Annotated in this window: 8 protein-coding genes; all 8 read right to left on the reverse strand. The window is 67.3% G+C overall.

The window, feature by feature from the left end:
- Window positions 1-1,491, reverse strand: coding sequence for an efflux transporter outer membrane subunit (locus tag ROZ37_RS13565; RefSeq protein ID WP_012584375.1), 1,491 nt, complete (start codon window positions 1,489-1,491; stop codon window positions 1-3).
- Complete coding sequence (locus tag ROZ37_RS13570; RefSeq protein ID WP_012584374.1) at window positions 1,484-4,792, reverse strand: efflux RND transporter permease subunit; 3,309 nt, start codon at window positions 4,790-4,792, stop codon at window positions 1,484-1,486. The genes ROZ37_RS13565 and ROZ37_RS13570 overlap by 8 nt, the downstream gene beginning before the upstream one ends.
- Entirely contained in the window at window positions 4,789-5,949 is a 1,161-nt protein-coding gene (locus ROZ37_RS13575) for an efflux RND transporter periplasmic adaptor subunit (protein ID WP_012584373.1), read from the reverse strand. Before ROZ37_RS13575 ends, ROZ37_RS13570 begins: the two co-directional genes overlap by 4 nt.
- A 185-nt stretch (window positions 5,950-6,134) precedes the next feature.
- Window positions 6,135-8,114, reverse strand: coding sequence for a relaxase/mobilization nuclease and DUF3363 domain-containing protein (locus tag ROZ37_RS13580; protein ID WP_023110655.1), 1,980 nt, complete (start codon window positions 8,112-8,114; stop codon window positions 6,135-6,137).
- Window positions 8,115-8,550: 436 nt separating this feature from the next.
- Window positions 8,551-9,147, reverse strand: coding sequence for a S26 family signal peptidase (locus ROZ37_RS13585; RefSeq protein ID WP_014703539.1), 597 nt, complete (start codon window positions 9,145-9,147; stop codon window positions 8,551-8,553).
- On the reverse strand, window positions 9,144-9,677 hold the full coding sequence (locus ROZ37_RS13590; RefSeq protein WP_014703538.1) for a DUF2840 domain-containing protein: 534 nt from the start codon (window positions 9,675-9,677) through the stop codon (window positions 9,144-9,146). The genes ROZ37_RS13585 and ROZ37_RS13590 overlap by 4 nt, the downstream gene beginning before the upstream one ends.
- Window positions 9,674-9,946: a hypothetical protein gene (locus tag ROZ37_RS13595; RefSeq protein WP_014703537.1), complete on the reverse strand. Its 273-nt coding sequence runs from the start codon at window positions 9,944-9,946 to the stop codon at window positions 9,674-9,676. Before ROZ37_RS13595 ends, ROZ37_RS13590 begins: the two co-directional genes overlap by 4 nt.
- A complete protein-coding gene (gene parA / locus ROZ37_RS13600; protein ID WP_014703536.1) occupies window positions 9,943-10,581 on the reverse strand; it encodes a ParA family partition ATPase in 639 nt (212 codons plus the stop codon). Before parA ends, ROZ37_RS13595 begins: the two co-directional genes overlap by 4 nt.
- Window positions 10,582-10,708: the final 127 nt, after the last annotated feature.

The raw sequence follows: 10,708 nt of genomic DNA on the forward strand, positions 1-10,708 counted from the left end.
TCATCTTTTCGGGGGCTGGTTGATGCCACCGCCCAGCGCTGCGTACAGCCCGATTTGGCTTGACAATGCCGCCCTGCGTACCTGCACCAGTTGCTGCTCGACGGCAAGCAGGTCGCGCTCGGCGTCCAGCACCTCCAGGTGCGCCGCCGAGCCGGCATCGAACAGCGTTCGCGCCAGTTTCAAACGCTCACTCTGCTCGGCGTGGGCCTGGCGTGCCACGATAAGCTGCTCGGTGAGCTTCTGCCTTGCGGCCAGGGCGTCGGAAACGTCGCGAAACGCTGCTTGGATCGCGCCTTCGTATTCGGCAATGGCGATGTCACGCCGCACGACGCTAACGTCGAGATTGGCCTGTCGCATGCCGGCATCGAAGATCGGTAGTTCGATCGTCGGCTGGAACAACCACGCCCGGGTGCCCGACGAAAACAGGTCGCTCAGGCTGGTGCTGACCGAGCCGGCACCACCGGTCAGTGCGATGCGCGGGAAGAATGCGGCGCGCGCCGCACCGATGTTGGCTTGGCGTGCCCGCAGCGCATGCTCGGCGGCCAGGATGTCCGGGCGGTTGACCAAGAGGTCCGATGGCAGCCCGGGCCTCAGTTCGGGCATGACCAGGGCTTCATCCATCGGGGCTGATGACGGCGGCAATTGGGGTTCGCTGCCGAGCAGTAGCGCCAGGGCATTGCGCTGCTGTTCGCGCGCAAGCTCCAGTTGCACCTGCAGGGCTTTGCCCTGGCTGAGCAGGGTGCGCACTTGGGTCAGTTCCAGCCGCGAGCCATGGCCCAGCTCCAAGCGCTTCTGGAAGATTTGCGCCAGCTCTTGCTGGTTTTCAACCGTGCGCCTTGCCAGCGAAATGCGCTCGTCGAGTTCGCGCAGGCCCAGGTAGGCATCAGCGACCTGGGCGACCAGCGCCAATTCCACGGCGCGCTGGCCCTGCTCGGTGGCCAGCCATTGCTCCAATGCGGCGGTCTTCATGCTGCGTACGCGGCCCCACAGGTCCAGCTCCCAACTGCTGATGCCCACGGAGGCTACGTTGACCTCCAGGACCGAGCGGCCCGCCAGCGGCTGTAGCCCATCGGGCAGGCCGGCGCGGATTTGCTGCGCCCCCACGCCGACCATTGGCGCCTGCTGCGCACGCTGGATGCGAAAGGCGGCACGCGCTTCCTCGGTGCGCAGCACCGCCACGCGCAGATCGCGGTTGTTTTCCAGCGCGGTCTCGATCAGCGCCTGCAAGGCCGGGTCGGTGAAGTACTCGCGCCAGGCCAATTCAGTCGCGGCCGCACCACTTGGCGCGTCAGGCTGCGTCCGCCAGTTCGATGCGACGGGGAGTGCGATGGGATCGAGCGCGGGTGCCAGCGAGGCGCAACCGCTCAGCATCGCCAGCACTGCCACGGCCAGCGTGCCGACGAGCCGATGGTGAACCGACGGGCCGGTTTCATGGCCTGCGCGGGCTTGGCGATGGCTAGCCGATGATGTGCCGTGGTCCTTCTCATGCATGATCTGCTCCTGGGGACGTAGGGGCCGCATGACGTTTTGCATGCAACTCATAGAGCAGCGGCACGACGAACACAGTCAGCGCAGTCGAGACCAGCGTGCCGAAGATCAGCGAAATGGCCAGCCCCCCGAAGACTGGGTCGGTCACCATGATGGCCGAGCCGAAGATGATCGCCAGCATCGTCAGCAGGATCGGCCGCAGACGCACCGCGCCGGCCTCGCGTACGGCATCCTCCAGCGGCATGCCGTGCCTGATGTTGTCCTGGATGAAGTCGATGATCAGCAGCGAGTTGCGGATCACCACGCCCGCCAGGGCGATGATGCCGACCATGGATGTCGCGGAGAAATCCACGCCGACCAGCCAGTGCCCCGGAAAAATGCCGATGATGCCCAGCGGCACGGCTGACATGGCCACCAGCGGAATGATGAACGAGCGGTAATAAGCGACCAGCGCGAAATAAATGATGAGCAGCGCGCCGCTGAGCGAGATCGTGAGATCCCGGTATACGTCCATCGTCATGCGCATCTCGCCGCCCCACAGTAACTGGTAGCCGTCGATGGTGTCGGGTACGTCCTCCTTGAAGCGCAGGTTGCCGGTGCGCAGCGGACGTCCGTCCGGCGCGGTGATGCCATGCAGGCGCCGTTGCAGGTCGAGCACGGCGTACAGCGGCACCGAGTCCGACAGTTCCGCACCGACGAAGGTGACCTTCTCGTTGTCGCGGTGCAGGATGGGGCGATCGACCGATGCGGGGGCCACTTTGACCAACTCCGCCAGCGGCACGGGCTGGCCGGCAGCGTTGTCCACGAATACCCGGTCGAGCCGGGCGGGATCGACCTCGAAGCGGCGCGGCACGAAGGCCCTGACTGATACCGGCAGTTTCTCGTCCGGCAGGTGGGCGCGGCCGAGGGTGGTGCCGCCGTAGACCAGCGCCAGCGCCTCGGCAATCTGCGCAGTCGAGACGCCGGAGAGCGCGGCCTTGTCCTTGTCCGGCACGATGCGGTGCTCCGGCACGTCTTCCGGCTCGGTATCGGTGATATCGACGATGTCGTAGGTCTGTGCGAAGGCCCCGCGTACCTGGGCCGACAGTGCGCGCAGACCCTCGGCGTCCGGGCCATAGATTTCCGCCAAAACAGTCGAGCGCAGCGGCGGACCCGGCGGCTGCTCGACCAGCGCCACCTCGGCACCGGGCCAGGCAGCGCGAATGGTCTCCACTTTGGGACGCAATTCGCGCACGATGTCGATGGAGCTTTCCTTGCGGTGACGCTTGTCGATGAGGTTGACGCGGATTTCCGCGATGTGGCTGCCGGCACGCGCGGCCGTGCCCTTGAACAGGCCGTTGAAGTCGGCCACACCTGCCTGGCCGACCCAAGTCTGGTAGTTGAGCACCTGCGATTCCTGCGCCAGCACTGCGGTGACCTGGCGCACCAGGCGATCGGTGTCTTCCACCGGCGTGGTTTCCGGCATCGAAACCACCACGTTGAAGGTGTTCTGGTCGTCCTTGGGCAGAAAGCCGATCGGCACGCCCAGCGCGGACACGGCCCCGCCCACGCCCGCCGGACGGACGAACTGCCAGGCGCCTTGCATCAGCGAGACCGTCATCAGCAGCAGCACCGCCAGAGCGAAGCCGATGCGCACGTTTCTGTATTGCTGTAAGGGGCTGAACAGGCGCAGGTAGAGGCGCTCGATCCGCCCCGGTGTATCATGGCCATGGGACTGTTGCCCGTGCGCTGATTCTTCCTGCCGGATGTCGTGGCGATGAAGCCAGCGATTGGATGCCCACGGTACGACGATGTAGGCCACCACGATGGAGGCGGCCATGGCAACTGGCACGGTGACCGCCACCGGGAAAAAATACTGGCGCGGCATGCCGGTCAAGGCCAGCAGCAAGGTAATGAAAACCAGCATCACCGCGAAGGTGGCCAGGTTGGTGGCGTTGCCGATCTCGTTGGTCGCCAGCACGGTTTCCGCTTCCTTGTCTGCCTTCGGTTTGCGGCTGGCGTAGTGGCGGTGGATGTTCTCGATGACCACGATGGCGGCATCCACCAGCAGTCCTAGCGCCAGGATCAGGGCGAAAAGCGTGACGCGGTTGATAGTGACGCCGCCCAGCAGGTTGGCCGTCAGCGTGATACCCATGATCAACGGCACCGTGATCATCACGATCAACGCCTCGCGCCAGCCCAGGAAGAGGATCAGCACCAGGCCCACGGTGACCAGGGCGATCGTCAGGTGTTCCAGCAGCAGGTTGACCGCGTCGTCGGCCTTCTGGCCGTCGTTGCGCGTCACCACGACCTGGATGTCCTGGGGCACGAAGGTGGCCTGCATGCGCTGCATGCGGTCGATCACTGCATTGGCGACCACCACGGCATTGGTGCCCTTCTTTTTGGCCACGGCGATGGTGACGGCGGGCAGGTCTGTGGCATCGGCCGTGCCAAAGCGTGGATCACCGAGACCGAAGGAGAGGCGGCTGGCCGTGGTTGGCTCCGACGGCGGGCCGTCGGTAACGGTGGCCACGTCGCGCACGTAAACCGGCCGCTTGTCGCGCACGGCGATGAGCTGGTTACGCACATCCTCGGCCGAGGTGTAGGCCGCATCCAGCTTGATGGCTTGTACCTGGCCGTCACGTACGGTGGGCGGCAGTGGCAACGTCAGGTTGCTGATTGGGAAGGCCGCTCGGGCTTGGCCCAGGGTCACGCCGTAAGCCTGTAGGCGATCGGGGTCCAGTTCGATGGTGATTTCGCGGTGCTGCCCGCCGCGCAGCGACACCACCGAGACGTTCTCGGTACTGCGCAGGCGCTCGGCCATGCGTTCGGCCATGCGGTTGAGCGCGTAGTCATCGTATTTCGACGAAGCCAGCGTGAAGGTGACGATCGGCACGTCGTCCGCGTCGACGCTTTGCACCAATGGCGTCGTGGCATCGGCAGGCAGCCAGGCGCGGCTGGCCATCACGCGGTCATAGAGCTTGACCAGTGACTGCTCCTTGGATTCGCCGACCTTGAATTGCACCTGAACGATTCCCTGTGAGTTGCGGGAAGTGCTCTCGATGTGATCGACGCCGGGCAGTTCGCTCAGGATGCCTTCGAGGGGCGTGACCACCAGCGATTCGACCTCACTGGCAGAGGCGCCCGGCAAGCCGACCATAACGGCGGCGGCGGGCACGATGATCTGCGGGTTCTCCTCGCGCGGGGTCTGCAGCACCGCCACGACACCCATCAACGCCACGGCGATGATGAAGACCAGCGTGAGCTTGGAGGTGATGAAGTGCTTCGCGAGAAAACCCGCGAAGTTCAGGCGCCGCGACGTCATCGCGCGCCCCCGACGGCCTGGATCGGCATGCCGTCATGGACGGTGTCGGCGACGCTGGCGAGGATGGTTTCTCCGTCCGACAGGCCCGCGGTCACCTCCACCACATCGCCCAGGCGCTGGCCTGTGCGCAGCCAGCGAAAACGCGCCACACCTTCCTGCAGCACGAACACGCCGTCCAAACCGCCGCGCCGCACGAGGGCCGTACGCGGCACCGTGACGGCCCGCTTCTCGTCCAGCAGGATTTCGAGACGGCCGAACATTCCCGGCAGCAGGCGCGCGTCCCGCGGCAGCACGATGTCCACCTCGTAGCGGCGGGTCACGCCATCGCCCGATGGCACCACGCCCCGGACCCGTCCCTTGAAGCGCTCATCGCCCAGCGCGTCGATGCGCACGGGAATCAAGTCACCGGACTTGATTGCCGCCAGGCTGCGCTCAGGTACGAACGCCTTGAACAGCAAGACCTCACGCGACTCCACCGTCATCAGCGGCGCGCCGGGAGTGGCCATCTCACCGCTGCGCCGGGCCACCGAGACGACCACGCCATCCACCGGACTGGTGATGGCCACGTAGTTGCGCTGCGCTTGTGCCGCCGCCAGCGCCGATTGCGCTTGCTCCAGCGTCGCGCGGGTGGTTTCCTCCCGCACCCTGGACTTGCGCAGCGCGTCGGCCGAGATCGCGCCAGCCGGCACCAGTTGCGCATTCTGGTTCACGTCGTACTGCGCATCCCGCCAAGCCTCCTGGGCGGCCTGCACGCCGGCGCGTGCCTGCGCGATAGCCGCGTCGATGTCAGAGGCGTCGATGCGCAACAGCAGGTCGCCGCGCCTGACCGCCTGGCCCTCGCGAACATCGAGCTGGCGAATGAATCCGGTCACGCGCGAAGCTACGTCGATGCGTCCGTCAGAGACGACGCTGCCAGTCACATCGTTGGTAACAGGTAATCGTGCCTGCCGTACCACAGCGACTTCTGCAGCCACCGGCGTGGCCACGGATCTAGACGAGATTGAGCCATCAGTGCAGGCAGCGAGCAGAAGTACACACATGGACAGCACGGCCACCGTGCACGCCTGCACGCTCCTGCCCGTGCTCAAAGTGCCAGTCTCCCGGACCGACGGCACGGGTCTATGGAGGTCGAGCGCATAGGTAGTCAAGCGATTCATGAGTGTCTCGAAGGTCTTGGTTATGTCAGATTCTAATAGAGTTCGTACGATCGAACTATATTTTATCGAATAATTTGGTCAAGTGCGGAACGAGCGGATGACCTCCGTGCTCGCTCGATGTTTTCTTGATCGGAAGGTGTGCAAGCCCTCCGTATCGTGTTGCTAGCTGCGTTTTGTTTACCGCCTCAACTGATAGCAGGCCCGCGTGCGCGCCCAATCTCCCAAGACACCCCGCCACCGCGCACTGTGGCCGCGAGCTGCTGGCCCAGCCGCTGTTCGATCACTGGCTTCCACGGCACCAAGCTGAACCCCATGCCGTCATCGAGCATCGCGTAGCGCCCGCTGGCGAGCATGATGCTGCGCCGGTAGATACCGGCCACGCGCTGGCCGTCGGCCACCGGACGGTGCTCCAAGCCGGATTCGGCGGCAATGTCCTTGGCGGCCTGCGCCAGTTCCCGATTGCGCAACGTGCCCAGCAGGTTCCGGGCGAGGATCACGCGCTGCCCGCGCCGCTCGGCCAGCCCTTGTTCGGTCAGGAAGTCGGCGCGCTGCTGCATGGCCTGCTTGGCCTCGCCGCCAAAGCCCAGGTCGCCCAGGCCCGAGCCGCCAATCAACTGCTGGTCGAGCCAAGTAGCCCCGATCACGCGGGCCTGCCGCTCGATGGGCAGGTGCGATTTCAGTTCCACGGCCACGCCGCCCAGGCGCTGCGCGTCGTAGCGGCGGCCCTGCTCGGGCAGGTCGCCCGGCACCTTCCATAGCCCTTCGGCCACGCGCTCCACGATGCCGGCCCGGCGCAGGGCTTCCAGTCGGCGGACGTGGGCCGCGACGACTTCCTGCGGATCGCGGCCGGGCACAGCCTGACCCCGCGCCACGGCAAGGTGATGGTCGGTGCGGTACAGGCCACCGCTCGCCAGCGCGGCGATGTTGCGGTCGGCTGCCCGCACGTCGGCAGATCCCTTCACCTCCACCACGGCGCCGGCCGGGTAGTTCGCCAACTCGTCGCGGGCGTTGAGCGCGACGTAGTGGGCCTTGCCGTCCACGCCGTCGATGACCAGATAGCCCCGGTCGCGCAGCTCGTCGGCCAGCCCCTTCGCGGCCACCCGGCCGAGAATGGTTCGGCCATCGTCCCCAGGCTCGAACACCGCCAGCTCGCGCGGCTCGCCGCGCATGGCCCGCTGCATGGTGCGGATGATGTCGCCACGCTCGCCCAGGGCGCGCAGGGTCTCTTCCGCGTCGGCATAGACGGCCCAGGTGCCGGGCTGTATTTCGTCGGCCAGGCCCAGGCGCTGCAAGCGTTGCAGGCGGCCGATTAGCAGCAGGCGCTGGCGTTGCAGCCGCGGTTCGTTGAAGCGTTCGATCTGCACTCGGCCGTCCTCGCCGACCTCGCGTTGCAGGGTGCGATCCAGGCTCGTCCACCGCTCCTGCTCCACCTCGCGCTGCAAGGTCTGCTGGATCTCCAGTTCGGTGCGCGGCCCCAGCCATTCGGTCGCCAGTTCGGCGGCGCGATGGCGAAAGCCTTGCGCGATGTAGTCGCCCGAGATGATGAGGTCTTTGCCAGTGTCGTCACGCCCGCGCACGATCAGGTGAGTGTGCGGGTTGTCGGTGTTCCAGTGATCTACCGCCGCCCAATCCAGCCGCGTGCCCAGGTCGGCTTCCATGCGATTCATCAGGTGCCGGGTGTAGGTGCGCAGGTCGTCCAGCTCGGCGCCGTCCTCCGGGGAAACGATGAAGCGGAAATGGTGCCGGTCGTCGGCGGCCCGCTCCTTGAAGGCGTCGAGGTCGGCTTCGTCGGTTTGCGGCCCGTAGGCTCGGCCCGGCTCGCCATCGCGGCCCGCGCCATCGCGCTCGATGTAGCGCAGGTGCTTGGCGAGCGATTGCGGGCTGGCATTGCGCTGATTGACCAGCAGCGTCTTGATGGTTACACGCCGCGACAAGGGCGTGAGCTTCGCGCCCGCGAAGCGCGCCGCCGTATGGCCGCGCCCCAAGCGCGAACCGGGGCGCTGGCCGGCGCGTGCGCCGCTGCCACCGGCTGCGGAATTGCGCATAGAGGACTTGCCGCCGCTGGCCTTGCCCGCCTGCTTGAGCACCTTGGAAACGAAGCCCTGGCCCCGGTTCTTCGGGGCACTGGGGCGCACGCGGAAATCGTCGTCGCGGCGGTCGCTCATGGCAGTCTCCAAGGAAAGCTATGGCGTGCCACGGCGTGCGAAGCACGCGGGCCGCCCTGTCTTGGCGCGGACTTCGCGCCACAAGCGGCACGGCGGCGAAGCCGCTGTGTGCCGCGCCACCCCCACGTGCAGACTGGCTTTCGACGCGGCCCTGTGCCGCGTCCTTTTGTCTTGCCTTCCGCCTTTGCCCCTCGCTGGCGCTCCGGGCAGCGGCGGCCCGGCGGCGCTGCTGCGTAAGCAGCCAGCGCACCGGCGAACGCGGACACGGCCGCAGGCCGGGCGCGTTCGAGGCAAGACGCCTGCACATGGGAAGGCAGCGCGAAGTGCAGCGCGGATGCGCTCGCACTGCACGCGCGACGACACGCGGAAAGCCACTGGATCGGCATGCCCGATGGCACGACAAGATGCACGGCAACGTACAGCGAGTCGGCGGCCATCATGGGCGAGCCTCCAGCCAGACCGGATGCGCGACGCCGATCACGGCGGATGCGCTGACCGGCCCGAAATACCGGCTGTCGAACGATGCCGGATTCGTCACGCTCAACAGGAGCAGCTCGCCCGGGTCGAGGCGTCGGCAAAGCTGCAAGGACGGCAGCGGCCGGCCCAGCCGGTCGGCAGGCAACGCGGCGGCCACCGGCACGCCGTCGATGCGTACCTGACCGGCGACGATGCAAACGTGTTGCGGCGCGACCGCGCCCACACGTTTGAGCAGCTGAACGCGCGTCGGCAGGTAGCCGCGCTGCGCAGCCAGCGCGGCGGCCCTGGCGGGCAGCGGCACCAGCACGATGCTGTCTACGGACGGCGGACGTGGCAGCGAGGCGGCGCGTGGGTCGAACGGATCGACGCGATACCAGCCAACCGCCACGCTATCTGACGGGTTGTAGATCAGGCGCGGCAGCGGCTGCACGAAGGACGCCCAGGCCAGCGCAGCGAGGCTGCAGGCGGACAGGCTCGCCAGTACGAGGCGAGCGCGCAAACGTGCGCGGGGCGAGCGAGGACGCGGCGCGGCGGCGACAGTAGAAACGGTGGTCATGGCTGTGCCCTCCCGGTCAGCCAGGCGGCGTGCCGCTCGGCGGTGTATTCGGGCAGCGGCAGGCGCGCGGCGAGCCGGTTGGCGAGCGTGCGCCAGTACGCGGGCGAGACGGCGACGGGCGCGATGCCCAGCGCCTCGATGGCGTCGATGCGTTCCAGCACGGCGCGCACCTGGTTCTCGCCTTCGGCGTGCAGCAGCAGGCGCGCGCCCGGCCGCACGCCGGGGATGCGCTGCGCCGCGTCCAGCGGCGTGCAAGCCTGCATCACCATGAGCTGCCAGCGGATCGTGCCGTAGTCGTTGGCTTGCCAACGGACACGGCACAGAACCGCGTTCGGCAGGAACACGGCGCTGCGCCGCCAGCGGTCGAGCCGGACGATGCGCGCAGGCTCACCGAAGCGCAGATAGAGGTCGAAATGCTGGTCGATGTAGGCCAGCGCCACGCGCGTCAGCGGCGCGCTGGCTGGCTGGCCGGTAGGTGCTGTGAGCGCAGCCGTGGCCGCGCCAGCGGCCGGCGAAGCGGATATGTTCATGGGGTGCTCTCCCTGCGGCTCTCTGGAAACTCGCGCTCCAGCAGGCCGCGCAGCAGGTCGGCCACGGTCACGCCTTGCGTGAAGGCCGACACCTTGATGCGCGCCCGCATGGCGGGCGTGATGTCGAGAGTGAGGCGAGCCGTGTAGAGGTCGCCCTTGCCCAGCGCATCGGCATCACCTTGGCGAATCCACGCCTCGGCGTGTGGATTCGCGGGCGGACGCGCGCCGATGCCGACACGCTTGGCGCGTGGTGGCGGCTTCGCTGTCATGACGGCCACCGCAGCAGTTCATCGACCAGCGCGGTGATTTCACGCGCGGCCGCGCTGTCCGGCGCCGTCTCGCGTGCAAGCCGACCAGCGGCCACGCTGTCGGCGAACACGACGCGCTGATGCACTTCCGCGCGCAGCGCAGGAAGCGGCTGGTCGGCAAGCGCCTGGCGCGCTTCGCGCCCGATCACGGTGGTACTGACACGCCGATTGATGATGAAGGCCGCGCGCAGCGCAGGCCGGAACACCTGCGCCTCGCGGATCAGCGCCACCATCTCGGCGCTGGCCCACAGGTCGTAGGGACTCGGCTGCACCGGGATCAGCACGCGCTCGGCCGCCAGCAGCGCGGAGCGCGCCAAGGCGGCGATGCGCGGCGGGCCGTCGATGACGACGTGATCTGCTCGCCTGGCGAGTTCTGGTGCCTCTTGGTGCAGCGTTTCGCGTGCGAGGCCCACGGCGCTGAACAGCCGTGGCAAGCCTTGCTGGCTTCTGCGCTGCGTCCAGTCCAGTGAGGAACCCTGCGGGTCGGCATCCAGCAGCACGACGTGCTGGCCGCGCATCGCCAGCTCGCCGGCGATGTGCGTGGCGAGCGTGGTCTTGCCTACGCCGCCTTTCTGATTGAGAAGCGCGACGATCATGGCGCGGCCCTCCCTGCCGGAAAGCCGGCCTGGCCGTGCCGCTGGGTGGTTTTCCACCGAAACGGCGCGCTTCTACTAAAAGTTATGTATTTCTTGTTAGGTAAGTTAGAGGGGGCGCAAACCCGCG

Source organism: Aromatoleum sp., from assembly GCF_032027225.1.
In the GTDB taxonomy this organism is placed as follows: domain Bacteria; phylum Pseudomonadota; class Gammaproteobacteria; order Burkholderiales; family Rhodocyclaceae; genus Aromatoleum.

Bases quoted from the DNA above. Each gene is read 5' to 3' on its own strand.
- ROZ37_RS13575 (WP_012584373.1), bottom strand. From the start codon at position 5,949: ATGAATCGCTTGACTACCTATGCGCTCGACCTCCATAGACCCGTGCCG.
- ROZ37_RS13585 (WP_014703539.1), bottom strand. From the start codon at position 9,147: ATGACCACCGTTTCTACTGTCGCCGCCGCGCCGCGTCCTCGCTCGCCC.
- ROZ37_RS13590 (WP_014703538.1), bottom strand. From the start codon at position 9,677: ATGAACATATCCGCTTCGCCGGCCGCTGGCGCGGCCACGGCTGCGCTC.
- ROZ37_RS13580 (WP_023110655.1), bottom strand. From the start codon at position 8,114: ATGAGCGACCGCCGCGACGACGATTTCCGCGTGCGCCCCAGTGCCCCG.
- ROZ37_RS13570 (WP_012584374.1), bottom strand. From the start codon at position 4,792: ATGACGTCGCGGCGCCTGAACTTCGCGGGTTTTCTCGCGAAGCACTTC.
- ROZ37_RS13565 (WP_012584375.1), bottom strand. From the start codon at position 1,491: ATGCATGAGAAGGACCACGGCACATCATCGGCTAGCCATCGCCAAGCC.
- ROZ37_RS13595 (WP_014703537.1), bottom strand. From the start codon at position 9,946: ATGACAGCGAAGCCGCCACCACGCGCCAAGCGTGTCGGCATCGGCGCG.
- parA (WP_014703536.1), bottom strand. From the start codon at position 10,581: ATGATCGTCGCGCTTCTCAATCAGAAAGGCGGCGTAGGCAAGACCACG.